We start from the raw sequence: 25,432 nt of genomic DNA on the forward strand, positions 1-25,432 counted from the left end.
CACCACCGTATACTTTTGCAAGTACGTTTGTGATTGCTGCTGTTAGAGTTGTTTTACCGTGGTCAACGTGGCCGATTGTACCAACGTTTACGTGCGGTTTTACGCGTTCAAACTTTTCTTTTGCCATGACGGAACCTATCAGTTTTGTGTATCTAGATTACATATGAAAATAATCCACCGAGGGTAGATTAATTTAATTTTTTCAAATTTCAAATAGTTTTTTCTGACAGATAAAGGAAGATATTAAGATGAGTTCTCGATACTGGTGCTGATAGGCAGATTTGAACTGCCGACCTCACCCTTACCAAGGGTGCGCTCTACCAACTGAGCTATATCAGCAACACCAGAAGTCTGGAGCGGGCAGCGGGAATCGAACCCGCATCATCAGCTTGGAAGGCTGAGGTAATAGCCATTATACGATGCCCGCATAGGAACCTGTTCTTAAACTACCTCTAACCGTCAAGAATAAAGTGGTGGAGGGAGCTGGATTCGAACCAGCGAAGGCTGAGCCGTCAGATTTACAGTCTGATCCCTTTGGCCGCTCGGGAACCCCTCCACGAAAATTCTTTACTAAGTCACTTCCGGTAAAAGGAAAGTGGTGCCGACTATCCGAGTTGAACGGATGACCTACTGATTACAAGTCAGTTGCTCTACCAACTGAGCTAAGTCGGCACTGCTTTAGTACGGGGCGAGATTCTAAGGTAAGGTTTATTGTGATGCAACCATAAAATTAAAAAAAATGTGATTTTATGTGTTAAACGCTCACTATTCAGACAAATACCCATACTTTTACTATTTTGTGGCTATTTCATGCCAATAATTCAGCCCTTTAAAAACCAGTAAGCTGTCAAATTTAGCATCTATAAATGAATCTGCTAACAGTTTGCCATAGCCACCAGCAAATAATAGCTGACAATCTTGTTGGTTAAGATGTTGTTTTGCTAGCTCGATTGCACCTAGGGTAGCAACCATGGCACCATTTTTTAGACCATTTGGAGTATTACGCCCTAAATCTGTAGTAAAGGGTATTTGTTTATCATCAAATACCCGCTGCGTATTTTGGGTAAGTGAAGACGTCATTAAATCAAGACCGGGTAAAATCCAGCCCCCTAAATGCGCCCCTTCTTTGTTGAGCACATCGATTGTCGTTGCGGTACCGGCATCGATAATGATGCAGTTTTGCTGAGGATATTCTACATACGCAGCTATCACCGCGAGCCAGCGATCAATTCCTAAGTTTTGAAACTGCTGATAGGCGCAGGTTAACATAGCGAGTTTAGCTGTCACCTCTGCTTCAAAGTAAGGAACAGCATGTTGCTGCGCCTGTGCCAATAAAGGTTTAAGTAGCTCAGCGCTACCCACGCAGGCATATACCAGCTCTTTTATTTGTAACCAAGGTAAATTGCTGAGCTCACATGCTTGATAACCCTTACCATCAAATAAAACGGCTTTAATTGCGGTATTGCCAACATCCACTAATAGTTTCATAGCTCAGCCTTACGTAATGAAATTTCACCACCATAATAACTTTTTACTTCGCCATCTTGACGAATGCGCACGCCACCTTGGTTATCAATCCCTTCGCAAATGCCACGCCAGCTTCGATGACCAGTATTTAGCTCAACGCACTCGCCTGCAAATGCATTTAACTGATTCCACTGTAGATACATACCGTTTAAACCTGATTGCTGATACTGGGTTAAGCGTTTTTCTAAATAAAAGCACAAATAAGCCACCAGCTTGTTTTTATCTAACCCCTTTACATGCTGGCTTAAGTCAGTCCATGCTTGATCTATGTGTTGGCTAACACTTTCTGGCATATGTAAGTTGATACCTATACCTATTACAAGCTGGCAAGGTCCTTGTGGTTGACCATCAAGTTCAACTAATACACCTGCTAATTTTTCACGGTTTAAGTAGATATCATTTGGCCATTTAAGCTCTACATCCAATTGGTACAAGGCTTTAAGTGTATCGTAAACAGCCAGCCCAACAGCAATAGATACCCCCATAGCAGCTTGCAAACCATCATCCAAACGCCAAAAATAACTAAAGTATAAGTTTGCACCAAACGGAGATTGCCAAACGCGCCCACGGCGTCCTCTTCCAGCTTGCTGCATTTCTGCAACTAACACGCTACCAGATGGCAGTGGTACCTCTGTTTGCAAACGGCGCATAAGCTCACTGTTAGTTGAATCAATAATTGGCTGCACTTCGACCTCAGCGGTGCTGCCACCCAATACAGTATAATACTGGCCGATTTTATCTTTGTTCAGTAAGCCTGCACTATTGTTAAGGCAATACCCTTTACCAGTGACCTTGAAAATATCGAGCCCCATTTCCTGTAACGAGTGAATATGTTTACCCACTGCTGCGCGGCTAATACCAAGTTGCTCACCCAATTGCTGACCAGAAATAAAACCACCAGTATTCAGAGCATGTAAAATAGCGAGCTTATTACCGTCTGGTGCTTTCATAATGAAGCTCCTAATTCAATGTGACACTCATGAACGGCATTAATCAGTCGTACTTCGTGTTGTAGAGCAATCTGATATTTTTGCCAAACTTGTTGTTGAACATGTTTTACCATGGCAATTAAATCATCGCCTGTACTATTACCATGATTGACTAGCACTAACGCTTGCTGTTGATGAACCTCAATACCTGCGATTTTACAACCTTTTAATCCTGCTTGTTCAATCAACCATCCTGCCGCAACCTTATGGTGCTCAGCATCAACAAAGTAATGAGGTAACTCAGGATACTGTTTTAAAAGTAACGCAAGTTGCTCATTACTGATCACTGGGTTTTTAAAAAAGCTGCCAGCATTCGCAAGTTTGTTTGGATTTGGTAATTTACTGCTTCTAGTTGCGATGATTTGCTCAAACACCTGCTGAGGAGAGGGAGCTGAAAGCTGTTGCAATGGTCCATAACTAAGCACTGGCTGCCATTTTTTAGGTAACAGTAACCCTACTTGGGTGATCACAGCTTTATTTTTCAAGGCATGTTTGAATATAGAATCACGATAGCCAAATTGGCATTCATTCTTAGCTAAGCGGTTTATCGTTTTGGTTGCAATATCAAAGTACTCAACATAACTAACAAACTTTTCAAGCTCCACACCATAAGCACCAATATTTTGCACTGGCGCAGCCCCAACAGTACCTGGAATTAAAGCAAGGTTTTCAAGCCCAGGCATTTCATTGGCAACGGTCATAGAGACTAATTGGTGCCAGTTTTCTCCGGCTGCGATGTGCAATAAAAAGCCATCACTTTGCTGCTCTATATCTATGCCCTTCGTGTTCATGTGGATCACAGAACCTTGGTAGTCAGATAAAAACACCGTATTACTACCCTCACCTAAAATACAAAATGGCTTAGAAAAGTCTGTGCTTAAAAGCTGATCCACTTCATCAATTTGATAAAAATGCTGGCATTGGCTAGGCAAAGAAAAGGTATGAAAAGATTGCAGGGACTGAGCCACAAAACGCCTCAAAGGTTACCGGTAACTAATCGCATTAGTGTAACCTATCGTCGCAAAATACGCATTAGATTGTAAAAATCACTCAACCCACTGCACTAATCATGTTATAAAACGAGCTCTTTTTCATTTCCGTTCCAGGGTTATTATGAAGTTTAAACCATTACTTTTAAGTCTTGCTATGGCCGGTGCTTGCTCTCAAGCAACTGCAGATGCAATCAGCCAGCACACTTACGCAAACTTAGATGACGTAACAACCACTCACCTACTACTAGATTTAGATGTTGATTTTGATGACAAACAACTAGAAGGTTTTGTTGAGCACACGCTAGATTGGCACAATGCAACAAGCAAAACGCTAGTACTTGATACACGCGATTTAGATATCGACAAAGTAATGTATCAAGATCAAAAAGGCAGCTGGCACAAGGCTGACTTCACCCTTGCTGCACGTGATGACGTGAAGGGCTCAAAATTAACAATTAAATTTAAAAGCCAAGCGGTTAAAGCTCGTATTTACTACAACAGCCGCCCAGAAGCTTCAGGTTTACAGTGGTTAACGCCAGAGCAAACAGCCAGTAAATCACACCCATTTATGTACAGCCAATCACAAGCAATTCATGCTCGTAGCTGGATCCCAGTACAAGATACGCCAGCAATGCGCGTAACATACTCGGCACGTATTCACACCCCTAAAGACATTCGTGCGGTAATGAGTGCTGATAATAAAGATGCTCTTTATAAAGACGGCGATTACTTATTTAATATGCCACAACCAATTTCGCCATACTTAATCGCAATTGGTGCTGGTAATTTAGAATTTAAAGCCATGTCTAAGCAAACAGGTATCTTTGCTGAGCCAACAATTTTAGATGCATCTGTTGCTGAGTTTAACGACACACAAGCGATGATCGATAAAACTAACGCTATGTATGGTGAATACGCATGGGGTCGTTATGACTTATTAATGCTACCACCAAGCTTCCCATTTGGTGGCATGGAAAACCCACGCTTATCTTTCATCACCCCAACAGTTGTTGCTGGTGATAAAAGCTTAGTAAACCTAATTGCTCACGAGCTTGCTCACTCTTGGTCTGGTAACTTAGTGACTAATGCGACGTGGGAAGACTTATGGCTAAATGAAGGTTTCACGTCTTACGTTGAAAACCGCATTATGGAAGAAGTGTTTGGCCGTGACCGTGCAGTTATGGAACAAGCGCTTGATGCAGCCGGCTTACGTGCATTACTTAAAACTCTGCCAGCACCAGATACGCGCCTTAACTTAAAACTTAATGGCCGCGATCCTGATGATGCATTTAGCTCAGTGCCTTACACTAAAGGTCAGCTTTTCTTAATTTATCTTGAAAACAAATTTGGCCGTGACAAGTTCGACCCATTCGTAAAAGGTTACTTTGACCAGTTTGCGTTTAAGTCTCTTACAACAGCTCAATTTGTTACTTACTTAAAAGCCAACCTTATCGACAAATATCCTGGCGTAGTGAGCATGGATAAAGTCAATGAATGGATCTTTGAGCCTGGTTTACCAAGCGATGCACCGAATCCAACCTCTGATGCCTTCGATAAAGTTGATGCAGTAACCAAAACATGGTTAAACGGTGAGATCAGTGCAGCCCAATTACCAACAGCAGATTGGTCAGTTCATGAGTGGCTACACTTTTTAAATAATCTTCCTCGCGATTTAAGCATTGCAAAAATGACTGAGCTGGATAATCAATTCAACCTAACACAGTCAACTAATGCAGAGCGCGCTTTCGCATGGTTTATGCTAGCGGTAGGTAATGGTTATCAACCTATCTACCCTGCTTTAGATAAACATCTATCAGGCATCGGTCGCCGTAAATTAATTGTGCCACTCTATAAAGCACTTATTAAAAACGGTAGAAAAGACTGGGCACATGATGTGTACTTAAAAGCACGTCCGGGTTACCACCCACTTGCACAAGGTACTGTTGACGACTTATTTGCAAAGTAAGTCATCAAACACAAAAAAGGCGCTGAAAATCAGCGCCTTTTTTAATTCTTTTATTAGTTACTTACTTTTTGTAAGAAGGCACGGCGCTCTTCAGGGCTTGCTTGTTGCCACCAAAATTCAAGCATAGCAGCCGCATTTGGCATATTTTTAAGTCCTGCTTGTCCGCCGGGTACTTTTGCAGGCAATGTAACAGGTTTTGCAGTCGCAGGCTTGTTGCTTGTAGCAGCAACTGGGGCGCTTGCCACAGCTTGTACAGGCGTGCTTGCTACACGATAGCTAACTATAGATAAAGGCACAGCAAGTTCACTGCCCTTGGCTTTTAAGCTTACTTGCGGTGCTTCAGCAAATACTTCTGCGGCAACAGCATTATTGGCACGATTGAACACTAAATCATAGTCTTTGCCACTTTCCACCGTGAGCTCAACCCAAAACGGCTCAGACTCAACAACTTGATGGTCATCATATCCTTGTTCGTATAGATCTGTGTATTTCATCTTCACTTGGTATGTACCAGGAGCAAGCTCAACATCGTCAACACGACTGAAAAACGACTGCTCAATAAGGCGCTCTCCAACTTGTAAAGGTACAAACTCTTCTGGAAAGTGAATAGTCTCAGCTACACTGCTAAAACTGTTAAATAGCATTAACGCACTACTCAGTAATACTAACTTACGCATGTTCACTCCTTGGTTGTTCAACTTGCGGCAGTTTCAGTTTGACACTGCAAATAAAGTTTGTCATTAGTGGGTGGTCATTTAACCACATTTATAAGAGAGCTAAGTATGAGCCAAGAGACTATTTTTACAAAGATTATTAACCGAGAGATCCCAGCTGATATTATTTATGAAGATGAGCTATCACTGGCTTTTAAAGATATCAACCCGCAAGCCCCTTTTCATGTACTGATCATCCCAAAAACTCCAATAGCGACAATTAACGATGTTACAGAAGAAAATGCAGCTTTAGTCGGTCACTTATATGTGGTTGCAGCAAAGCTCGCCAAGCAATTTGGCTTTAGTGAAGACGGTTTTCGCGTCGTAATGAACTGTAATGACCATGGTGGACAAACTGTGTACCATATACATCTACACATGCTAGCAGGTAAAGAAATGGGCTGGCCTCCATATCAAGACAAGAAAAAACAACCGATCTAATACTTTGATATGTAAACAATTGTAAAAACTAGCACAAACATATTATTTTCGGCTATAATAATTATATATCAGTTAGTTAACATACTGCACTTTGTTAACTAACTGTAATTTTTGACAGAAAACAGACACAAACTGTACTTTTCCTGCACAACTCTCAGAAATTTCTAATACGAAAGGGGTGGATTGCGTGATAGGATTTAACTGTCAACTTTATTCAAGAGTGTATATATATGAGTAGTTCAGCCTTTTTATTATTAGATCCAGAGCCAATTAACACTATTGGCATAAACGTATTAGAGCCATTGTTAAAAACACAAGGACTTGCAGTGACATCTGGTACTGATATCTCTGAAGTACCAGAAGGAACACGCTTGTTATTTATTGAAACTTCAAGCACTGATCCGTGGGGTAAGTTAAAAGAACAACTAGTTAATCTTCGAATGAAATGCGATATCGTACTGTTTAACTTAGATGAAAACCCTGAACTTGCTAACCGTGCTCTATTAAGTGGTATTCGTGGTGTATTTTACACAACAGATAATGCAGATGTGTTAATGAAAGGCATTCGTTTATTACTTGAAGATCAACTATGGTACCGCCGCGATATCATGTGTAACGCACTAAATCGTATGTTGCAGTTCAATAAAGATGCACTCCACAAATTGACAGATGGTGATATCGAACCGGTTAAACTTACTAAACGTGAAAAAGCAATTATCTCACTAATGAGTAAAGGTTCGAAGAATAAAGAAATTGCTGAAGACTTAAGCATCAGCCCACATACAGTTAAAACTCATTTATATAGTGCATTTAGAAAAACTAAATGTCGTAACCGTATCGAGCTATTGTCTTGGGCACAGCAAAATATTCCAGACGAAATTCGTTAAACCAAACATCCTACTAATTAAAACAGACGCAGCCGCGTCTGTTTTTGTTTCTGGTTGCTAAACACTGCAATTGACTTTATGCTCAAACTGATTGCAAAACACCGGAAATACAATGCTCGATTCTGTTACTTTATATTACGCCAGTGCAGCCATGATGGCAGTGATGACCCTTCTTAACTATCTTACATGGCGAACCAATAAAAAAACTCCGGGTACTTTACTTTATATTTTCTATCCTTTAGTGATGTTTGCATCAGTAATGAGTTTTGCATTACATGGCCACATCAATAATATTGCCAGTGTTGGCATTGCAAATACGTTGCTCTTTAGTGCCTCCATTATTCATGTACTCGCTATTTGCCAGTTTTTAAATGCCAAATGCGTTGGCTTTAAAACCTTTATTGCTATTACCGTCGTACTAGCTATCAGTATAATTTACCTTGCCTCCGACAGCGCAGAATTACGTAGTCGAATTCTGGTTTCAGACCTTCAACATATCGTTGAGGTACTATTTTTACTGGCTTTATTCATTCGTAATGGTCGTAAAAGTTACCCAAATGGCAGTATTGTTTATATTTTAATTCTCAGCATTCTTCTAGCGGTTTTCACAGGCCGTACTGTAATGATGGAAAATGTCACTGCAGCTAATCTACTATCTACAAATTGGTTTAGTATCCCTTTGTTGATAAATGGCGTCATCGCGCCGATCTTTTACGCAACAGGTATGGCACTTTTATGTAATGAACGTCGCGAACAAAACTTAAACCAATTAGCCGAAAAAGCGCATAAAGATCTAGAAATACGTGGCTTATTCTTATCAACTATCAGCCATGAGATACGCACACCATTAAATGGAATTTTAGGAAGTGCACAGTTAATAATGAATCAGTCGAGTGACCCACGAGATAAGCCTTACTGTGAGGCGATAATTAACTCAGCTGAATCACTAAACCTATTGGTAGATAAAGTACTCGACTATGCAAGCCTCGACCAACGTGATGAAGCGCTTTACGAAGAAGACGTAGAGTTTAAAACCTGGCTCAATAACCTCTGCCTTTTACTAAGCCCTTTAGCAGAGCAAAAACACTTAAAATTTGAACTTATTTACAACCTACCCGAACAAGCATGTTATTACTGCGACCAACAAAAACTCAGGCAAGTAATTATTAATCTTGTTGGAAATGCGATTAAATTTACCGACCACGGTGCCGTGAAAATCCATGTTAAACTGCTAAATGAAGGTCAATTAGATCACCTTGTGCGTGTTAGTGTAATAGACTCAGGTCCAGGTATTGAAGATGAAGAGATTGCATACCTAACAGAACCTTATGTACAAAGCAGCGCAGGTAAAGAAAAAGGCGGAACGGGCCTTGGCTTAGCGATCACCAGTCGTTTACTCGAAAAATTAGGCAGTAAACTGATTATTGAAAGTGAACTAGATAAAGGCAGTACTTTCAGCTTTGATATTCCTCTTGCTATTGGTGAACTCAGCTTAGTTGAACAACGCCATCAATCAAAAGATTACGTAACCGGTCTTGATGTTTTATTAGTTGAAGATCTCGATTTAAACCAGAAAATTGCCATTGAATTTATGGCCGATGATGAACACAAAATTAAGCTTGCTAAAGATGGTACCAGCGCAATTGAACTGATGCAGAAACATCACTTTGATGTAGTATTATTGGATATGAATTTACCAGATCTAACTGGCCAAGAAGTGCTGAAAAAGCTAAAAAATATTGACCATTTAAACCAACGAACCCCTGTATTAGCGTTTACCGCAAGCCTTAGTCCGGATGAAATTAAAGAGTACTTAGCACTCGGTATTAAAGACATTGTAGGCAAGCCAATAAAGCAGCAAAAACTACGCCAAGCGCTCAGTGATTCACAAACGAATCAAGCAGCAAGTATTGCCGTAGAACTGCGTGATACACTTTATGATGAAACGGCCGCAGCCACTCTTGTAAGTTCATTCAATGAAGATGAGATGTCATCAATTTACAACGAGTTTGTACTCTCAGCTAGAAACAAACTGATCCGCTGCCAGCAGCTTGTCGAAGACGATAAAGATCAGTGTATCAAGCTACTCCACCGCCAAGCTAGCACAGCTTTGCAACTAGGCTTTAACCGCTATGGTTTAGAACTTAAGAAAATTGAGCGTAGGCTACTCGATAACAAACCTTTGAAGGATTCATTAACTGATGCCATGGTACTTTGGCAAGAAAGCCTACAAGCCTATTTAAAGCATGTGAGAAATGAATTGGCATAGCGGTAACAAACTTGAGTTAATGAACTCAAGTTAAAAAGCCACTCTCTCGATCAGCATATTGCTGTATTTTAAAAACAAAAAGCCCCAGCAGATGCCGGGGCTTTTTAGTAAGGAAACTTAATTAAAAATTAAGCTTTCTTTGGACGCTCAACAACGTCTACTAAAGTCCAAGACTTAGTCTTAGAAATAGGAGCGCACTCAGAAATAGTAACTACGTCACCAGTTTGAGCTGTGTTGTTTTCGTCATGTACGTGTAGTTTAGTCGTACGTTTGATGAATTTACCATATACTGGATGCTTCACGTAACGTGCGATAGCAACAGTGAAAGATTTGTCCATCTTGTCGCTGATTACACGGCCTTGAAGAGTACGGATTTTATCGCTCATTATTGACCTGCCTTCTGGTTAATAACTGTTTTTACACGCGCGATATCGCGACGTACTGTTCTTAGCGTGTGTGTCTGAGCTAACTGACCAGTGCTTGCTTGCATGCGCAGGTTGAACTGCTCACGAAGAAGTCCTAGAAGTTCAGCATTTAGCTCTTCTACGCTTTTGTCTTTTAGTTCGCTAGCTTTCATTACATCACCGTCCGAGTTACGAAAGTTGTTGTGAATGGTAATTTACGCGCTGCAAGGTTGAATGCTTCACGAGCAAGCTCTTCAGAAACACCTTCCATTTCGTAAAGTACTTTACCAGGTTGAATTTCAGCAACCCAATATTCAACAGAACCTTTACCTTTACCCATACGAACTTCTAATGGTTTGTTCGTAATTGGCTTATCTGGGAATACACGAATCCAGATTTTACCTTGACGCTTTACGTGACGTGTCATAGCACGACGAGCTGCTTCGATTTGACGAGCAGTCATACGGCCACGGCCAGTAGCTTTCAAACCGAAAGTACCGAAGCTTACTTTGTTACCGTTTTGCGCTAAACCGCGGTTGCGGCCTTTGTGCATTTTACGGAATTTTGTACGTTTTGGCTGTAACATTACTCGCTACCTCTACTTAGCACTTTTTTTGGCTTTCTTTGGCGCGCGTTTAGCTGGCTTCTCTTGCTCTTGTACTAGTGGTAAACCACCAATAACTTCGCCTTTGAAGATCCAAACTTTAACACCAATGATACCATAAGTGGTTAAGGCTTCAGAAGTTGCGTAGTCGATATCAGCACGAAGAGTATGTAGAGGTACACGACCTTCACGATACCATTCTGAACGTGCGATCTCAGCACCGCCAAGACGACCGCTAACTTCAACTTTGATACCCTTTGCACCAATGCGCATTGCATTTTGTACCGAACGCTTCATAGCGCGACGGAACATAACACGACGCTCTAGCTGTGACGCAATACCGTCAGCTACTAGTTGTGCATCAAGTTCAGGCTTACGAACTTCAGCGATATTAATCTGAGCCGGAACACCTGCAATCTTAGTTACTGCTTGACGTAGTTTTTCAACGTCTTCGCCTTTTTTACCGATAACAACACCAGGACGAGCTGTGTGAATTGTTACACGGATAGATTTAGCTGGACGCTCAATAACGATTTTAGACACAGAAGCCGCTTTTAATTCCTTAGTAAGGAATGTACGTACTTTGTGATCGCCAAAAAGCTGATCAGAGAAATCTTTTGAATTCGCGTACCAGGTAGAAACCCAAGGTTTAGAGATACCTAGGCGAATACCAGTAGGATGAACTTTTTGTCCCATTACTTATACTCCTAGCTATCTGAAACCACAACAGTGATGTGGCTTGTACGCTTAAGGATGCGGTCTGCGCGTCCTTTAGCACGTGGCATAATACGCTTCATTGTTGGACCATCGTCCACAAAGATCGTAGTTACACGAAGCTCATCAATGTCAGCACCTTCGTTATGCTCTGCGTTAGCAATAGCAGACTCAAGTACTTTCTTAACTAATACAGCCGCTTTTTTAGGGCTGTACGCCAGGATTTCTAGAGCGCGATCAACCGGAAGTCCGCGGATCTGATCTGCAACTAGACGTGCTTTTTGCGCCGAACCAGAGGCGAATTTATGTTTAGCTAATGCTTGCATTTATCATTCCCCTCTTAACGTTTCTTCGCTTTCTTATCCGCAGCGTGACCGCGGTAAGTGCGAGTTGGTGCAAATTCACCTAGTTTGTGACCGATCATTTCGTCTGTGATGAACACAGGAACGTGCTGACGACCATTATGGACAGCGATGGTCAATCCGATCATGTTAGGTATGATCATTGAACGACGGCTCCAAGTTTTAATTGGCTTCTTGTCACCGCTTTCCAACGCTTTCTCTACCTTCTTCAGCAAGTGTAGGTCAATAAAAGGACCTTTCTTGAGAGAACGTGGCATGGCTATTCCTCAACTATTATTTAGTACGACGACGTACGATAAATTTATCAGTACGCTTGTTCTTACGTGTCTTAGCACCTTTAGTCGGTTTACCCCATGGAGACACAGGATGACGACCACCAGATGTACGACCTTCACCACCACCGTGCGGGTGATCTACCGGGTTCATGGCAACACCACGAACTGTCGGACGGATACCACGCCAGCGATTTGCACCAGCTTTACCTAGTGAACGAAGCATATGCTCAGCATTACCTACTTCACCAAGTGTTGCGCGACAGTCAGATAGAACTTTACGAACTTCGCCAGAACGAAGACGTAGAGTTACGTATTGACCTTCACGAGCAAGGATTTGAACGTATGCACCAGCAGAACGTGCGATTTGCGCACCTTTACCTGGTTTTAATTCTACGTTGTGAACAGTCGAACCTACAGGCATGTTACGCATTGGTAACGTGTTACCAGCTTTGATTGGTGCATCAATACCAGATTGGATTGAATCACCAGCTTTTAAGCCTTTAGGTGCAATAATGTAACGACGCTCACCGTCTGCATATAATACAAGAGCGATGTTTGCGCTACGGTTTGGATCATACTCTAGACGCTCAACAACAGCTGGAATGCCATCTTTAGTGCGTTTAAAGTCGATTACACGGTAATGATGCTTATGACCACCACCGATGTGACGAACCGTGATACGACCTTTGTTATTACGACCACCAGACTTAGAGTTTTTCTCTAGTAGTGGTGCGTAAGGTTTACCCTTATGTAGATCTGGGTTAACCACTTTAACCAGGTGACGACGACCCGCAGAAGTTGGTTTACACTTTTGAAGTGCCATAATTCTAACTCCCCTTATTACTCGGCGCCGCCGACAAAGTCTAGCTCGCTACCTTCTTTAAGAGTAACGTAAGCTTTCTTCCAGTCTGAACGACGACCGAAACGCATGCCAGTACGTTTTGTTTTACCCTTAACGTTTAGTGTGCGAACACCAGTTACTTCTACTTCAAAAAGCTTTTCTGCTGCAGCTTTGATTTCAGCTTTAGTTGCATCAGAAGCTACTTTGAAAACAATCGTGTTGTTTTCTTCAGCAGCGATAGTGCTTTTTTCAGAGATGTGTGGAGCAAGGATCACTTTTAAAAGACGTTCTTCACGGATCATGCTAGCGCCTCCTCAAGTTGCTTAACAGCAGCAGCTGTAATAAGTACCTTATCGAAAGCGATTAGGCTTACAGGATCGATACCAGCTACATCACGCGTGTCAACCTTGTATAGGTTACGTGCCGATAAGAAAAGATTCTCATCTACTTCTTCAGTCACGATTAGAACATCTTTAAGCTCAAGTTCTTTAAGCTTAGCAACTAGTTCTTTAGTTTTTGGTGCTTCAAGACCAAACTGTTCAACAACGATTAAACGCTCTTGACGAACTAATTCAGATAAGATGCTTTTGATCGCACCGCGGTACATTTTACGGTTTACTTTTTGGCTGTGATCTTGTGGTTTAGCTGCGAAGCTAACGCCACCTGAACGCCAAATTGGGCTACGAATTGTACCAGCACGTGCACGGCCAGTACCTTTTTGAGACCATGGTTTTTTACCACCACCGCTTACTTCAGAACGTGTCTTCTGAGCACGAGTACCTTGACGAGCACCTGCTGCGTAAGCAACAACTACTTGGTGTACTAATGCTTCGTTAAACTCACGTCCAAAAGTAGCTTCAGAAACTTCAAGAGCGCCAGAAGCGTCTTTAATTGCTAATTCCATCACTAAATCTCCAGGACTTATGCTTTAACAGCTGGTTTAACGATAACGTCACCGCCGATAGCGCCAGGTACTGCACCTTTAACTAAAAGCAAGTTACGCTCAGCGTCAACGCGAACTAGTTCTAAGTTTTGAGTCGTTACACGCTCAGCACCCATGTGACCGGCCATTTTCTTACCTTTAAACACCTTACCAGGTGATTGGTTTTGACCGATTGAACCAGGAGCACGGTGAGATAGAGAGTTACCGTGAGTAGCGTCTTGCATGCTGAAGTTCCAGCGCTTAACACCACCTTGGAAACCTTTACCTTTAGAAGTACCGGTTACGTCAACTTTGTTGATTTCGTTGAATAATTCAACAGTAAGCTCAGCGCCTACTTCAAAATCGCCTTCACCACCATTTAGGCGGAATTCCCACAGACCGCGACCCGCTTCAACACCAGCTTTAGCGAAGTGACCCGCTGCTGCTTTGTTTACACGGCTTGCTTTTTTAGTGCCTGCGGTTACTTGAAGCGCGTTATAACCGTCAGTTGCTTCAGATTTGATCTGAGCAATACGGTTAGGAGTCGCTTCGATAACTGTCACAGGGATAGATACACCATCTTCAGTGAAGATACGTGTCATACCCACTTTACGACCGACTAGACCTAATGCCATTTTCCTAAAACCTCTCTAATCTTCCGATTAACCCAGGCTGATTTGAACATCAACACCAGCAGCAAGATCTAAACGCATAAGAGCGTCAACAGTCTTGTCAGTTGGTTCTACGATGTCGATCAGACGTTTATGGGTGCGGATTTCGTACTGATCACGCGCGTCTTTGTTAACGTGCGGTGAAGTTAGTACAGTAAAACGTTCAAAGCGTGTAGGTAGTGGGATTGGACCACGTACTTGTGCGCCAGTGCGTTTCGCAGTTTCCACGATTTCCGCCGTTGATTGGTCAATCAAACGGTGGTCAAAAGCTTTTAGGCGAATACGAATGCGTTGATTTGACATTCTTAAACCTCAATATAAAGAGCATTTAAAAAGAGCATAAAAAAACGACCGAAACATACTTATTAATTAAGATGTCGGCTGTTCTCTTATATCTACGTTGAATTCCAAATCGGAATTCCTGTTTATTAGCTTGAAATCCAAGCTTAATTTTTCCTTCCAAGTTCCCGAGGGAATTTTGAAAGCCTGCGTATTATAGATAGATTGGTGATAAATGCAACAACTATTTTGAAAATCCCCAAGGTCTAAATTAAATTTTGTTTATTTTTCGAACTTTATCAATAACATTAGCGTCTTTAAATTATACTTGGTTCGGTAAAGGAGCTAGAAAATCGCTTTTAAATGGTCAGTCCAGTTAATAATTGTTATTCTATGCTGCTTATTTTTGACCACACTCGGTCTATTTAATATCTACTAATAACTTTGGTGAGTTGATGCGTATCATTAATCGTTGTTTAAATTTCATTTCTGCCGGTATGAACCGCTTGTTTGTAAAAAGTAAGGTGCTACCAGAAAACCCGATTGAACAATACAATCTAAACCCAGCCAACCCGACCTTCTATATTGTTAGGCTTAATGCGCGTTCTGATTTAGCCGCACTCGCACGGGTATGTAAGAAATACGGTTTACCAGACCCAACCGAAGAACAGTTATTAGGTAATGCTGAACTTGATCGCTTTATTGGTATTCAAAACCCGCCACCGCTAATTGGTAACAAAAGCAAACCAAGCAATGCCCTGCAACAAGGCAAACAGATTATTGACCATCTGATGCAATCAGGTGAGAAAAACGTTCAAGTGATCCCAGTGACGATTTTATGGGGCAGAAACCCAGGAAAAGAAAAGCCAGGTTTGGGGACTTTGGTATCTCACTCATTAACTCCTAGCTGGTTTCGTAAGTTCTTTGTGTTGCTATTTTCTGGGCGCGATAACTTTATTCGCTTTAGTCAGCCGCTCGATTTATCGTTATTGGTCAATGAAAAAGCCGATGTTGATGAACTACCACATAAGCTGTTACGTGTAGCCCGCGTGCACTTTCGTCGCCAAAAGTTGGCAGCGACAGGCCCGAAAATGCCATCACGTGAACAGCTATTTAATTCGCTACTTGCATCACCAACAATAAAAAAAGCAATTCAAATAGAAGCGAAAGAAAAAAACATCAGCCAAGAGCAAGCTCGCCAAAATGCACTGAAGTTACTTGATGAGATTGCCGCCAATTATAGCGACGCCACTATTCGTGTTGCAGACCGTATTTTAACTTGGCTTTGGAATAAGCTTTATAACGGTATTGATATTAAGTTTTCTGAGCAAGTGCATGAGCTTACAGATAAAGGCCACGAAATTATCTATATGCCATGTCACCGCTCGCACATGGATTACTTATTGCTGACCTATTCTATATACCATTTAGGGTTAGTTCCGCCGCATATCGCCGCGGGTATCAACCTAAACTTCTTCCCTGCAGGGGGGATTTTCCGTCGCAGTGGTGCTTTCTTTATTCGCCGCTCATTCGCGGGCAATAAACTGTATTCGTCAGTATTTAAAGAGTACCTGAGTCAGTTATTTATCAAAGGCTATTCAGTAAAGTTTTACACTGAAGGTGGTCGTAGCCGTACGGGTCGCTTGTTACCGCCAAAAACAGGTATGCTAGCCATGACACTACAAGCCATGTTACGTGGCATTGATCGCCCTATTTCGATTGTGCCTGTATATATTGGTTATGAACACGTAATGGAAATAAATACCTACCTAAAAGAGCTTGCCGGTAACGATAAAAAAGGTGAGTCGGTATTAGGTATCTTTAAAGCGATAAAAAATCTGAAAAACTATGGTCGTGGTTATTTAAACTTTGGCGACCCTATTTCGATTAATCAATACCTAAATGATCAACAACCTGATTGGCGTGAATCTATTCACCCAACTGATGTTCAGAAACCACAATGGCTTGGACCGCAGGTCGCCGAACTTGCTGATAAGGTAATGGTTAATATTAATAGTGCTGCTGCACTAAATGCAGTGAATCTACTTGCCATGATTTTATTAGTTAATGATAAACATGCATTGAGTAGACCTAAGCTGATTGCTCAACTTGAGTTTTATCTTCATTTACAACGTAGCGCAAGTTACAGTGAAAAGGTGACCACACCAGACGAAAGCGCAGAACAGCTACTAGAGCATGCACTCAAACTTAATAAGTTTGATGTTATCAGTGATGAATTTGGCGAAATTATCGCTATCAACGATAAAGAAAAAACACTGTTTAACTACTACCGAAATAACGTATTGCACTTATTTGCAGTTCCAAGCTTATTGGCGCTGCATTTATTCAAGGCACACAAAACGACCTTAGCAGAGTGCCAAGCCTTAATTGCGCGTTTTTACCCGCTGTTTGCCAAAGAGTGGTTCCTACATGAGTTAGATGAAAACTACATTACTCGGGTTCTAGCAAGCTTCGTTGATCAAGATCTCATTGAAATTGATGGCGATAATATCAAGATCACCAACAGCAACGACTGTTTAGCAAAACTCGAAATGCTAGGTCGTGCCTTAAACCTAACGCTACAGCGTTACGCTATCGTGGTTGGCTTTATTCAAACTAGCAGTGGTATTGAGCGTGAAGAACTTGAACACGAAAGCCAAGTGTTAGCAGAGCGCTTAGGCACCTTGCATGGCATTAAAACCCCAGAGTTCTTTGATAAAAAAGTGCTTATTGGTTTTATTTCAAGCTTACGTGAGCAAAAGCTAATTACCGAAACAGAGCAAGGCTTAACGGGCAGCAATGAGCTGTGTGAAGTGTATTTATATCTTAAAGCATTGCTGCCAGCACGGGTCTGGCAGTCAATTGATGATATAGTGCAAAGCCAAGCTCAGCATTCAGAAAATTAACGCTGGCGCATGACCCCTTCTTGGATCGTTGAGGCAACCAAATTGCCTTGACGATCAAAGAACTGACCTCGTACCAAACCACGACCAGAACTCGCACTTGGGCTATCAACCGAATATAAAATCCAATCATCAAGTCTAAAAGGACGGTGGAACCACATTGCATGGTCAATCGTCGCAACCTGCATATTCGGCTGCATAAACGATACACCGTGTGGTTGTAATGCGGTTGGTAAAAATTCAAAATCAGACGCGTAAGCAAGTAAGTAATTATGAATACGCTGGTCATCAGGCATCTCACCATTTGCTTTAAACCAAATATGCTTAACTGGCTCCATAACTTGTGGTTTGAACGGGTTATGGAAAGTCACAGGACGCATTTCAATCGGTACTTCACGGATGAACTTATTACGAATTTGTTCAGGAATAAGCTCTGCATTTGCTTGGTAAAATTCAAGAGATGATTTTAATTCTTCAGGCTGAGGTACATCAGGCATCTGCGCTTGATGTGATAAGCCCTCTTCTTCACCTTGAAATGAGGCGGTCATGTAAAAAATCGGCTTACCGTATTGAATTGCTTTTACACGGCGAGTACTAAAGCTTTTACCATCACGAATATTCTCGACATCATAGACAATCGGCTTTGCAGCATCACCTGGGCGTAAAAAGTAAGAGTGTAAAGAGTGAACAATACGCCCTTGTGGTAATGTTTCTTTTGCTGCAGATAGGGCTTGCCCCATTACTTGGCCACCGAATACAGCTCTAAACCCTAAATCTTGGCTTTGCCCGCGATACAAGCCTTGCTCGATCTCTTCTAACGACATTAATGACAGTAGGTCATCTAATACTTGGCTCATTTATTTATCCTCAATCCCGACAAGCGTTTAATGATACTATAGACTAATTGGAAGTAAATCTTTGTAAGAGCACCTAATTATGGCTTATTGGCTTTTTAAAACCGAACCCGATGCATTTTCAATTGATGATCTAAAAAACGCACCTGAGCAAACCTCTATGTGGGATGGCGTGCGTAATTATCAAGCCCGCAACTTTCTTCGCGATGGTATCAAGCAAGGTGACTTGGTGATGATTTATCATTCAAGTTGCAAACAGGTGGGTGTTGCAGGTATCGCTACGGTAACTCGCGAAGCCTATGCCGACCCAACACAGTTTGATCTAAATAGCGATTACTACGATGCCAAAGCAACCGCTGATAACCCGCGCTGGTTTGTGGTCGATGTGAAATATCAATCACACCTTAAAAAGCTAGTTAGCCTGCAAGCAATTAAAGTCAATGAGTCAATTACCGAAATAGCCCTTAAAAAAGGCGGACGACTGTCAGTAATGCCGGTAACCGAACACGATTGGCAACAGATCATAGCAATGAGCGAATCAAAGTAGCGACCATTTTTAATGAGCTGCTATTTTTGCTATAATTTCGCCCCTTTATTTTAGAGGTACTAAGGGGGATGTATGAAATTACTGTATTGGTTAGAGGAATGGACCAGTCTCCCCCGCGATGAGCAACAAAGCCTTACTCCTATGACCGGCGGTGACTTGCTCGGCGATGTTTATGTAAAATACCATATCATTGATGCCAATAAGCCCCTGCTAATTACCTTCTCTCCTGCTGGAACAAATTATCAAGAACATGATATCACTGATGATTTTTCGCCTTGGGCTTATAAGCTCGCGAAAAAGCAAGATGTGAATATTATCGCCTTTCAACATTTAGGCATTAGTAACTGGTTTAGACACCGTAATCTGTTGTTTTTCATTGAGCAGCTAGCACCACTGATTGGTGGATTTAAAGAGCGGTTAGGTTATGGCTTGAGTCGAGGAGGCTTTGCCGTTGGTGCATTTGCCAATCTATTAAAGCTTGATAAAGTTTTACTCTTTCACCCTGTTAGCACAAAAAACAAAGAAAAAGCGCCATGGGATGATCGTTCAAGCACCGAAATCGCGCAAAAATTCGATTGGAACGGTGACTACCACGATTTAGATTTAGGCCATGCAAAGGGTTATATTATTTACGATCCAACTAATCGCATCGACCGCGCTCATGCTAAACGTTACCCACAACTAACCCACTTACGCGTGTTTGGTATGGGCCATAGTGTTCATGCAACATATTTAAATAAGTTTGGCTTTTATAAAGATGTTGCTGTTGATTTTATTAGCCACCAGCAAGTTGATATAGCCCAGTTCCGCCAACAAACAAAAACCCTGCGCTTTAAAGAAGACTATTATCGTCGTCTAAATAAAGCAAACAAGAGTTCGCCACATCGTTTAGCCTTACTAAGCACCGCGCATACAATTTTAGCAGAAGAAAAAGCTGAGCATATGCAAGAGCAAAAGGATGCGATTGATGTGCAACCGCTGATTGATGTTGCAATCAAACATCAAGATGAACACCCAAACGATGCTATTAAGGTATTAGAAGTAGCGCAGCAACTCTCACCGGATGACCCTGTGATAGATCATAAACTAAAACAGTTGAAGTGATACAGCAGCTGTAAGCTTAAGGCGTAAGTTAACCCTTGGGTTTTACTTTGCGGTGTTTTTTGACCCGTCCGTGTTTGGGGATAATTGTTAAGTACATCACTAAAGCTAACCACGAAAAGAAGATGATACCTATTAACCAAGCATTCTTTTCGTGGCCCTGAGTGCGTTTACTATTGAGCACAATGACCACAGGTAAGATGTAGGCACTCAATACAATAATTAAAAACGCAACTTCACTCATAAATACCAATTCGCTTAATTAAGTGGTCCATTTTGAGGCAATAAAACCTTGTTGATAGCAAGGCAAAAATTTTGTTATTTAGTTGTTCTAAATGAGGAATTTTTAACGCAGTTAGCAACAGGTTTAATCCCTCAAAATGATTAAGTATTATTGCGGATTGGTACTATACCAACGCTGACCAATCAACTTCGTCGCTCAAAACACGCTCCGCAGCAATATAATGCAAAATATCTCCCTCACTTACTACATAATCAAGTGGTGGGTTTAAGTCCATATTTTTTGCACTCAAGTTATGTGCGACACCCAGTAGTATAGCATCGTGACTATATTTAAAGTGATGAAACAGCTTGCCAAATTCCATTGCTTGCACGCCTTTTGGAATTGGTAAACTAAATTGAGTATCCCCGTGTAGTGTCGATAACAACTCTTCTTGCACGCGGCTTGAACCTGGGTCTTGCATTGAACGCACTAATATCTCTGCTGATTTAGCACTGCTACATTCTACATTGTGGCAATGCTCATGTAGCATTTCGATTTTAGTTTCATCAGTAAAGTGCGCACTGATGTGGCACTGTTCATTGACCAACTTGCTGATACGCAGGGCTGTTGTAAAGGTTTGGTCATCATCTTGGCCATCAATTATAATTTTGTCGGCGCGATCAATGGCGATTCTTTTCAACTCATCTAAGTCAGTAAAGCTACTTAGCCGAGCAAAATCAACCATCGGATTTGCTAAAAATGGATGTTCCATTTGCTCTGTGACCGCCAATAGAATACGACGATCTAAACGTTTATGATCGGCCAAGATATAGTCAACCATCTTCTTAGTCCGTGTATCGTGCCAACCAAAGATAATTATGTGATTGTTTATATGTGCGAAGCTTTTATCACCCGTCATAGCGCGCCTAATTAAATAAGTTACTGTTTGCCCTGTTTTTCCTAACAGAACGCCAAATAATGCTAAACCAAAAGGTATTTGTAGTAATGCGACAATCCAACGGCCAAGCTCTGTGCTAGCGCTAAAGTCGCCATAGCCAACTGTTGATGTTGTTACTACATAATAATAAAAATAAGTACTGAGTGGTGTGAGCGCTTGCTCTCCTGCAAGCATAAGTAGCCACCAAATAAGTAGCATATGCAAAAGCGTAGTAAATACCACAGCCTGCCAACTTACTTGATCTATATGACTGCGAATAAGTACCACTAAACGATTAAATATATGATGCATAATCCTTGCGATTTATAGTGGAGGAAATTATCGATACGGTACTGTAATGCTTGCTCTTTGGCAACTGATGGAAAATTCCTAATGCATGTCGATGAAAAATAATAGTAGACTATACTATCTCTGTATTAGGTATTTAGGGTGAAATATGTCAGGTGTTCTTGCTTCTGTTGATAAGCGTACGCAACTGGTCGGTGAAAACCGCTTAGAGCTTTTGCTATTTTACCTACACAGTCGCCACTTATTCGCACTCAATGTGTTCAAAGTAAAAGAAGTGGTCAAGTTACCGCAAATTAGTAAAATTCCCCATGCGCATCCTAAAGTGTCTGGGGTCGTAAATATTCGCGGCGAATCCATTCCGGTGATTGATTTACGCAAAGCGATAAACATGCCAGAAGCTAAACACATCGAAGATACAAACCTCGTTATCACTGAGTACAATCGCACCGTGCAAGGCTTTTTAATTGGTAAAGTTGATCAAATTGTCAATATGACATGGTCAGATATCATGCCGCCGCCAACTGCTATTGGTAAAAATCACTACCTAACTGCCTTAACGAAATTGAAACGTGATGACCAAGAGCAGTTGGTTGAAATTATTGATGTAGAAAAAGTGCTCGCCGAAATCGTTGAGTACGAAGTCCAAATATCTGAAGATATTCTTGATAAAAGCATCGTGAACGAATTTGCAGGCCGCAAAATTCTTCATGCCGATGATTCACCTACAGCACGTAAGCAAGTAAGCGATACATTATCGCAACTTGGTATCGAAATCATACCTGCTCGTAACGGACTTGAAGCTCTTGAGATGTTAAAAGGCTGGGCTGATCAAGGCAAAGATGTTGAGAAAGAATTACTTATGGTGATCACCGATGCTGAAATGCCAGCAATGGATGGCTATCGTTTAACACACGAAATTCGTAACGACAGCCGAATGAAGAACTTACATATCGTTCTTAATACATCCCTAAGCGGAAGCTTTAACCAAGCTTTAGTTGAGAAGGTTGGCTGTAATGCCTTTTTATCCAAGTTCCAGCCAATACTATTAGTAGAAGAAGTTCAAGCTCGCTTAAAAGCCGTGCTAGAGCAAGACTCACAGTAATCGCTATAGCATCTGTTTTTAAACGCATCAGCTAAAGCAACGGCGTCGCAATTTGCCAATTATCGTTATTCATGATTTATTGGCATTATCGATTCGACGACAACAATAAAAACTATGCTAAATCGCGTTGCTAAACCATTCACTAAACTAGTTGAGCGTTATCTACCCGACCCGTTTGTATTTGTTATTTTACTCACCTTGCTGAGCTTTATCGTTGCGAGCCTCTTTACGCCGTCAACGCCCACGCAGGTACTCGCGGCTTGGGGAGGTGGGTTTTGGAACCTATTACAATTTGCCATGCAAATGCTGCTGGTGCTGCTAACGGGCTACATGCTAGCGAGTACCCCTGTTATGCGCAGCATACTCAACAAACTTGCAACTCTCGCCAACAGCCCTGCCAAAGCGATCATACTCGTTACGCTCGTGTCTTTATTGGCTAGCTGGCTAAATTGGGGCTTTGGTTTAGTGATTGGCGCTTTGTTCGCCAAAGCTATTGCGAAACAAACCCGCGTTGATTACCGTTTACTAGTTGCCAGTGCTTATTCTGGTTTTATTGTTTGGCATGGCGGCTTAGCCGGCTCAGTACCGCTGACTATCGCAACCGATGGTCACTTTTCACAGCAAAGCATTGGCATAATAGGCACCGAGAACACGATCTTTTCAGCATTCAATATCGCCATCGTTGTGGGCTTATTTATTATTATGCCGCTGGTAAATCGCTATATGTTGCCAAGCGAAAAAGACAGCGTTTATGTTGACCTAGCAAAGCTTGAAGATGAATCACAACAAATGGCGACGCCTACCCGCCCTGCCGAAGTCATCGAGCACAGTCGCTTGCTTGGTATGGGGGTAGGTGCCGTTGGTCTTGCCTATTTATTCTATTATTTTGTGCTAAACGGTGGCGGCTTAAACTTAAATAGCGTGATCGCTATTTTCTTATTCAGTGCAATTTTACTGCATCAAACACCACATAATTTACTAAGCAGCTTACAACAAGCAATCCCCAGCGGCGCTGGTATTGTCATTCAATTTCCATTTTATGCTGGGATCATGGCGATTATGGTAAAAACGGGACTCGCTCAACAAATCTCTGAAGGGTTTATTGCCATTGCAACCGCCGAGACGCTGCCATTTTGGAGCTTTGTAAGTGCAGGGTTTGTGAATATATTTGTGCCATCAGGCGGCGGCCAGTGGGCAGTGCAAGCGCCGATTGTCATTCCAGCCGCACAAACACTTGGCGCTGATATGCCACGAGTTGCTATGGCGGTTGCATGGGGCGATGCCTGGACCAACCTAATTCAACCGTTCTGGTCACTCCCTGTGCTTGCTATTGCCGGCCTAAAAGCAAAAGACATCATGGGCTTTTGCCTTGTACAGCTGATCATCACCGGCGTGTTTATATCTTTGATGCTGAGCTTTTATCCTTAACTCAAAATTAGGAAGTGAAAAAACACTTCCTAATATTTAATATTGCAATGCTTATTAACTTGCTAAAATCTTCATTGGTAAGCTTAGGATTGCGCTTTCTGAATCGGCAAAGTGCATCATCACTGCCACATGACCTGCAACAACCAGTGCGTACATTACCGCTGAGAAGCCTTGCCCATAAGTATCAAGAGGGATGAGGTGTGAGTAGTGACGTCCGCGCCACTCAAAGATAATCTCAAGTGCCCCTACAAATAAGAAGAACACAAGTAGCATCAAACCAAAGGTGTAGCTTAGCCATAAGCCAAATAACACACCTAACAAACACACACTTAGACCTATCCATGAACGCATCGAAAAACTAATACTTTTAAGTACATGGCCGCCATCTAAGGGCAGAATAGGTAACAAGTTGAATAGGTTTAACAGTGCACTGAGTACCGCCACACCAGCGAATATTTCCATTTCAGTGGCGTAGTAAAGCACGACTCCCAGTACTGAGGTAATTAAGCCAAAAGCGGGCCCCATGAGTGAGATCACCACATCTTGCCATCGCGTGGTAATTTTATCATCGGAAACAGCCAAACCACCAATAAAGGGAATAAGGTAAATACCTTTAGTTTTAATGCCAAAATATTTCATAGCACGCACATGACCATATTCATGTACAACCAAGCAAGCAATTAACATTAAGGCAAATTCAATGGAAAATAACCAAGCGTAGCCTGCCACCGAAGCGCCCGCTAAAGCTGCTTTCACTACTTTTGCACTTTTGAATAATTTAAAACCCAGTGCCAGCAAACCTATAATGCCGCGTTTTGGTTCAGCTTCTTGTAACTCAGGTAAAGCAAGTTGGCTCACCTGCTGCTGATTAACAAAAATTGCTAAGCTTTTTTCGTGCACTTTACTGGTATCAAGACCAATACGCTGCCCCTGAAAATCAAACTCATAAAGTTCGAGCTCTGGGTTATCGAAGGCAATTGCTTGTTGTTGATGAAAAAGCTGAATTAACTGTGAGCCATTTAAATGCAAAATAAAGGTTTCGTCTGCGAGACTCAGCTGAAGTCTGACCATAGTTCTTATATATACGAATAAAAAGTGCGGCCATTATACTTAGGCCTTGCAAAATTACTAATTTCCTTTAGGGACAAGGTTGTGTATTTTTTACGCTATAA

Annotated in this window: 29 protein-coding genes and 4 tRNA genes; 9 read left to right on the forward strand and 24 right to left on the reverse strand. The window is 41.8% G+C overall.

What is annotated here, in order from left to right; all coding sequences use genetic code 11:
• The 8 genes from J3455_RS15940 to murB all read right to left on the reverse strand — a co-directional run.
• Nucleotides 1-127, reverse strand: a 127-nt coding sequence (locus tag J3455_RS15940; RefSeq protein WP_033023824.1) for a GTP-binding protein, incomplete at its 3' end; no start/stop codon positions are given.
• A gap of 136 nt (nt 128-263) precedes the next feature.
• Nucleotides 264-339 (reverse strand) — tRNA-Thr (locus J3455_RS15945).
• A 13-nt stretch (nt 340-352) separates the two neighbouring features.
• A tRNA-Gly gene (locus J3455_RS15950) sits at nt 353-427 on the reverse strand.
• Between the two features lie 44 nt (nt 428-471).
• Nucleotides 472-556, reverse strand: a tRNA-Tyr gene (locus tag J3455_RS15955).
• A 40-nt stretch (nt 557-596) separates the two neighbouring features.
• Nucleotides 597-672 (reverse strand) — tRNA-Thr (locus J3455_RS15960).
• Between the two features lie 120 nt (nt 673-792).
• Entirely contained in the window at nt 793-1,488 is a 696-nt protein-coding gene (locus J3455_RS15965) for a type III pantothenate kinase (RefSeq protein ID WP_167658231.1), read from the reverse strand.
• The gene (birA, locus tag J3455_RS15970) at nt 1,485-2,477 is read right to left on the reverse strand and encodes a bifunctional biotin--[acetyl-CoA-carboxylase] ligase/biotin operon repressor BirA (RefSeq protein WP_130050283.1); all 993 of its coding nucleotides are present in this window, start codon (nt 2,475-2,477) and stop codon (nt 1,485-1,487) included. The genes J3455_RS15965 and birA overlap by 4 nt, the downstream gene beginning before the upstream one ends.
• Complete coding sequence (gene murB, locus J3455_RS15975) at nt 2,474-3,484, reverse strand: UDP-N-acetylmuramate dehydrogenase (protein ID WP_130050282.1); 1,011 nt, start codon at nt 3,482-3,484, stop codon at nt 2,474-2,476. Before murB ends, birA begins: the two co-directional genes overlap by 4 nt.
• Before the next feature lie 145 nt (nt 3,485-3,629).
• Here murB and J3455_RS15980 point away from each other — a divergent pair, with 145 nt between their 5' ends.
• Nucleotides 3,630-5,474 (forward strand): M1 family metallopeptidase, encoded by a 1,845-nt coding sequence (locus J3455_RS15980; RefSeq protein WP_130050281.1) that lies wholly within the window; start codon nt 3,630-3,632, stop codon nt 5,472-5,474.
• A 53-nt stretch (nt 5,475-5,527) separates the two neighbouring features.
• On the opposite strand, the gene J3455_RS15985 is transcribed toward J3455_RS15980, so the two are convergent.
• Complete coding sequence (locus J3455_RS15985) at nt 5,528-6,151, reverse strand: DUF2057 domain-containing protein (protein WP_130050280.1); 624 nt, start codon at nt 6,149-6,151, stop codon at nt 5,528-5,530.
• A 105-nt stretch (nt 6,152-6,256) separates the two neighbouring features.
• Between J3455_RS15985 and J3455_RS15990 the strand changes: the two genes are divergently transcribed.
• The 3 genes from J3455_RS15990 (at nt 6,257) to J3455_RS16000 (ending at nt 9,784) form a co-directional block, all read left to right on the forward strand.
• Nucleotides 6,257-6,628 carry a histidine triad nucleotide-binding protein gene (locus J3455_RS15990; protein WP_130050279.1) on the forward strand — a complete coding sequence of 124 codons (372 nt, stop codon included), beginning with the start codon at nt 6,257-6,259 and terminating at the stop codon, nt 6,626-6,628.
• Between the two features lie 230 nt (nt 6,629-6,858).
• Complete coding sequence (locus J3455_RS15995; protein WP_063701100.1) at nt 6,859-7,515, forward strand: helix-turn-helix transcriptional regulator; 657 nt, start codon at nt 6,859-6,861, stop codon at nt 7,513-7,515.
• Between the two features lie 112 nt (nt 7,516-7,627).
• The gene (locus J3455_RS16000; protein ID WP_239977047.1) at nt 7,628-9,784 is read left to right on the forward strand and encodes an ATP-binding protein; all 2,157 of its coding nucleotides are present in this window, start codon (nt 7,628-7,630) and stop codon (nt 9,782-9,784) included.
• A gap of 128 nt (nt 9,785-9,912) precedes the next feature.
• Here the strand turns inward: J3455_RS16000 and rpsQ are convergent, their stop codons facing one another.
• From rpsQ to rpsJ, 11 genes are read right to left on the reverse strand one after another with little or no spacing between them, the layout of a single operon-like run.
• Nucleotides 9,913-10,170, reverse strand: a complete 258-nt coding sequence (rpsQ, locus tag J3455_RS16005; RefSeq protein WP_054552372.1) for a 30S ribosomal protein S17 — start codon at nt 10,168-10,170, stop codon at nt 9,913-9,915.
• Nucleotides 10,170-10,361 (reverse strand): 50S ribosomal protein L29, encoded by a 192-nt coding sequence (gene rpmC, locus J3455_RS16010; protein ID WP_054552371.1) that lies wholly within the window; start codon nt 10,359-10,361, stop codon nt 10,170-10,172. Before rpmC ends, rpsQ begins: the two co-directional genes overlap by 1 nt.
• Complete coding sequence (rplP, locus tag J3455_RS16015; protein ID WP_036974208.1) at nt 10,361-10,774, reverse strand: 50S ribosomal protein L16; 414 nt, start codon at nt 10,772-10,774, stop codon at nt 10,361-10,363. The genes rpmC and rplP overlap by 1 nt, the downstream gene beginning before the upstream one ends.
• A 12-nt stretch (nt 10,775-10,786) precedes the next feature.
• On the reverse strand, nt 10,787-11,488 hold the full coding sequence (rpsC, locus tag J3455_RS16020; RefSeq protein ID WP_054552370.1) for a 30S ribosomal protein S3: 702 nt from the start codon (nt 11,486-11,488) through the stop codon (nt 10,787-10,789).
• Nucleotides 11,489-11,499: 11 nt separating this feature from the next.
• Nucleotides 11,500-11,832 (reverse strand): 50S ribosomal protein L22, encoded by a 333-nt coding sequence (gene rplV, locus J3455_RS16025; protein WP_004588690.1) that lies wholly within the window; start codon nt 11,830-11,832, stop codon nt 11,500-11,502.
• Nucleotides 11,833-11,846: 14 nt separating this feature from the next.
• Nucleotides 11,847-12,125: a 30S ribosomal protein S19 gene (gene rpsS, locus J3455_RS16030; protein ID WP_010376377.1), complete on the reverse strand. Its 279-nt coding sequence runs from the start codon at nt 12,123-12,125 to the stop codon at nt 11,847-11,849.
• Between the two features lie 16 nt (nt 12,126-12,141).
• Entirely contained in the window at nt 12,142-12,966 is an 825-nt protein-coding gene (rplB, locus tag J3455_RS16035; protein WP_130050277.1) for a 50S ribosomal protein L2, read from the reverse strand.
• A gap of 17 nt (nt 12,967-12,983) precedes the next feature.
• Nucleotides 12,984-13,286 carry a 50S ribosomal protein L23 gene (gene rplW / locus J3455_RS16040; protein WP_054552368.1) on the reverse strand — a complete coding sequence of 101 codons (303 nt, stop codon included), beginning with the start codon at nt 13,284-13,286 and terminating at the stop codon, nt 12,984-12,986.
• Nucleotides 13,283-13,888: a 50S ribosomal protein L4 gene (gene rplD, locus J3455_RS16045; protein ID WP_062568199.1), complete on the reverse strand. Its 606-nt coding sequence runs from the start codon at nt 13,886-13,888 to the stop codon at nt 13,283-13,285. The genes rplW and rplD overlap by 4 nt, the downstream gene beginning before the upstream one ends.
• A 17-nt stretch (nt 13,889-13,905) precedes the next feature.
• Entirely contained in the window at nt 13,906-14,541 is a 636-nt protein-coding gene (rplC, locus tag J3455_RS16050) for a 50S ribosomal protein L3 (RefSeq protein WP_036974218.1), read from the reverse strand.
• Between the two features lie 27 nt (nt 14,542-14,568).
• Nucleotides 14,569-14,880, reverse strand: a complete 312-nt coding sequence (gene rpsJ, locus J3455_RS16055; protein WP_002957900.1) for a 30S ribosomal protein S10 — start codon at nt 14,878-14,880, stop codon at nt 14,569-14,571.
• A gap of 431 nt (nt 14,881-15,311) precedes the next feature.
• On the opposite strand from rpsJ, the gene plsB reads away from it, so the two are divergent.
• Nucleotides 15,312-17,762: a glycerol-3-phosphate 1-O-acyltransferase PlsB gene (gene plsB / locus J3455_RS16060; protein WP_167658234.1), complete on the forward strand. Its 2,451-nt coding sequence runs from the start codon at nt 15,312-15,314 to the stop codon at nt 17,760-17,762.
• On the opposite strand, the gene tesB is transcribed toward plsB, so the two are convergent.
• The gene (tesB, locus tag J3455_RS16065) at nt 17,759-18,616 is read right to left on the reverse strand and encodes an acyl-CoA thioesterase II (RefSeq protein ID WP_167658235.1); all 858 of its coding nucleotides are present in this window, start codon (nt 18,614-18,616) and stop codon (nt 17,759-17,761) included. The two genes, plsB and tesB, sit on opposite strands and share 4 nt — an antisense overlap.
• A gap of 79 nt (nt 18,617-18,695) precedes the next feature.
• On the opposite strand from tesB, the gene J3455_RS16070 reads away from it, so the two are divergent.
• Together J3455_RS16070 and J3455_RS16075 are read left to right on the forward strand one after the other, a co-directional pair.
• Entirely contained in the window at nt 18,696-19,160 is a 465-nt protein-coding gene (locus J3455_RS16070) for an EVE domain-containing protein (RefSeq protein ID WP_167658236.1), read from the forward strand.
• A 72-nt stretch (nt 19,161-19,232) separates the two neighbouring features.
• Nucleotides 19,233-20,264 carry a cytosolic protein gene (locus tag J3455_RS16075; protein WP_167658237.1) on the forward strand — a complete coding sequence of 344 codons (1,032 nt, stop codon included), beginning with the start codon at nt 19,233-19,235 and terminating at the stop codon, nt 20,262-20,264.
• 28 nt (nt 20,265-20,292) lie between these two features.
• Here J3455_RS16075 and J3455_RS16080 read toward each other — a convergent pair whose 3' ends face one another.
• Together J3455_RS16080 and J3455_RS16085 are read right to left on the reverse strand one after the other, a co-directional pair.
• On the reverse strand, nt 20,293-20,505 hold the full coding sequence (locus tag J3455_RS16080; RefSeq protein ID WP_130050272.1) for a hypothetical protein: 213 nt from the start codon (nt 20,503-20,505) through the stop codon (nt 20,293-20,295).
• Nucleotides 20,506-20,668: 163 nt separating this feature from the next.
• The gene (locus tag J3455_RS16085; protein WP_054563927.1) at nt 20,669-21,733 is read right to left on the reverse strand and encodes a potassium channel family protein; all 1,065 of its coding nucleotides are present in this window, start codon (nt 21,731-21,733) and stop codon (nt 20,669-20,671) included.
• Between the two features lie 145 nt (nt 21,734-21,878).
• Between J3455_RS16085 and J3455_RS16090 the strand changes: the two genes are divergently transcribed.
• Together J3455_RS16090 and J3455_RS16095 are read left to right on the forward strand one after the other, a co-directional pair.
• The gene (locus tag J3455_RS16090; protein WP_130050271.1) at nt 21,879-22,832 is read left to right on the forward strand and encodes a chemotaxis protein CheV; all 954 of its coding nucleotides are present in this window, start codon (nt 21,879-21,881) and stop codon (nt 22,830-22,832) included.
• Between the two features lie 114 nt (nt 22,833-22,946).
• On the forward strand, nt 22,947-24,260 hold the full coding sequence (locus J3455_RS16095; protein WP_349562032.1) for a short-chain fatty acid transporter: 1,314 nt from the start codon (nt 22,947-22,949) through the stop codon (nt 24,258-24,260).
• A 54-nt stretch (nt 24,261-24,314) separates the two neighbouring features.
• Here the strand turns inward: J3455_RS16095 and J3455_RS16100 are convergent, their stop codons facing one another.
• A complete protein-coding gene (locus J3455_RS16100) occupies nt 24,315-25,331 on the reverse strand; it encodes a site-2 protease family protein (RefSeq protein WP_294090591.1) in 1,017 nt (338 codons plus the stop codon).
• Nucleotides 25,332-25,432: the final 101 nt, after the last annotated feature.

The sequence above is a fragment of the Pseudoalteromonas sp. NFXS39 genome, from assembly GCF_040148775.1.
Lineage (GTDB): Bacteria > Pseudomonadota > Gammaproteobacteria > Enterobacterales > Alteromonadaceae > Pseudoalteromonas > Pseudoalteromonas apostichopi.

Coding starts and splice junctions, on each gene's coding strand:
- J3455_RS15965 (WP_167658231.1), bottom strand. CDS start 1,488: ATGAAACTATTAGTGGATGTTGGCAATACCGCAATTAAAGCCGTTTTA.
- birA (WP_130050283.1), bottom strand. CDS start 2,477: ATGAAAGCACCAGACGGTAATAAGCTCGCTATTTTACATGCTCTGAAT.
- J3455_RS15980 (WP_130050281.1), top strand. CDS start 3,630: ATGAAGTTTAAACCATTACTTTTAAGTCTTGCTATGGCCGGTGCTTGC.
- J3455_RS15985 (WP_130050280.1), bottom strand. CDS start 6,151: ATGCGTAAGTTAGTATTACTGAGTAGTGCGTTAATGCTATTTAACAGT.
- J3455_RS15990 (WP_130050279.1), top strand. CDS start 6,257: ATGAGCCAAGAGACTATTTTTACAAAGATTATTAACCGAGAGATCCCA.
- J3455_RS15995 (WP_063701100.1), top strand. CDS start 6,859: ATGAGTAGTTCAGCCTTTTTATTATTAGATCCAGAGCCAATTAACACT.
- J3455_RS16000 (WP_239977047.1), top strand. CDS start 7,628: ATGCTCGATTCTGTTACTTTATATTACGCCAGTGCAGCCATGATGGCA.
- rpsQ (WP_054552372.1), bottom strand. CDS start 10,170: ATGAGCGATAAAATCCGTACTCTTCAAGGCCGTGTAATCAGCGACAAG.
- rpmC (WP_054552371.1), bottom strand. CDS start 10,361: ATGAAAGCTAGCGAACTAAAAGACAAAAGCGTAGAAGAGCTAAATGCT.
- rplP (WP_036974208.1), bottom strand. CDS start 10,774: ATGTTACAGCCAAAACGTACAAAATTCCGTAAAATGCACAAAGGCCGC.
- rpsC (WP_054552370.1), bottom strand. CDS start 11,488: ATGGGACAAAAAGTTCATCCTACTGGTATTCGCCTAGGTATCTCTAAA.
- rplV (WP_004588690.1), bottom strand. CDS start 11,832: ATGCAAGCATTAGCTAAACATAAATTCGCCTCTGGTTCGGCGCAAAAA.
- rpsS (WP_010376377.1), bottom strand. CDS start 12,125: ATGCCACGTTCTCTCAAGAAAGGTCCTTTTATTGACCTACACTTGCTG.
- rplB (WP_130050277.1), bottom strand. CDS start 12,966: ATGGCACTTCAAAAGTGTAAACCAACTTCTGCGGGTCGTCGTCACCTG.
- rplW (WP_054552368.1), bottom strand. CDS start 13,286: ATGATCCGTGAAGAACGTCTTTTAAAAGTGATCCTTGCTCCACACATC.
- rplD (WP_062568199.1), bottom strand. CDS start 13,888: ATGGAATTAGCAATTAAAGACGCTTCTGGCGCTCTTGAAGTTTCTGAA.
- rplC (WP_036974218.1), bottom strand. CDS start 14,541: ATGGCATTAGGTCTAGTCGGTCGTAAAGTGGGTATGACACGTATCTTC.
- rpsJ (WP_002957900.1), bottom strand. CDS start 14,880: ATGTCAAATCAACGCATTCGTATTCGCCTAAAAGCTTTTGACCACCGT.
- plsB (WP_167658234.1), top strand. CDS start 15,312: ATGCGTATCATTAATCGTTGTTTAAATTTCATTTCTGCCGGTATGAAC.
- tesB (WP_167658235.1), bottom strand. CDS start 18,616: ATGAGCCAAGTATTAGATGACCTACTGTCATTAATGTCGTTAGAAGAG.
- J3455_RS16070 (WP_167658236.1), top strand. CDS start 18,696: ATGGCTTATTGGCTTTTTAAAACCGAACCCGATGCATTTTCAATTGAT.
- J3455_RS16075 (WP_167658237.1), top strand. CDS start 19,233: ATGAAATTACTGTATTGGTTAGAGGAATGGACCAGTCTCCCCCGCGAT.
- J3455_RS16080 (WP_130050272.1), bottom strand. CDS start 20,505: ATGAGTGAAGTTGCGTTTTTAATTATTGTATTGAGTGCCTACATCTTA.
- J3455_RS16085 (WP_054563927.1), bottom strand. CDS start 21,733: ATGCATCATATATTTAATCGTTTAGTGGTACTTATTCGCAGTCATATA.
- J3455_RS16090 (WP_130050271.1), top strand. CDS start 21,879: ATGTCAGGTGTTCTTGCTTCTGTTGATAAGCGTACGCAACTGGTCGGT.
- J3455_RS16095 (WP_349562032.1), top strand. CDS start 22,947: ATGCTAAATCGCGTTGCTAAACCATTCACTAAACTAGTTGAGCGTTAT.
- J3455_RS16100 (WP_294090591.1), bottom strand. CDS start 25,331: ATGGTCAGACTTCAGCTGAGTCTCGCAGACGAAACCTTTATTTTGCAT.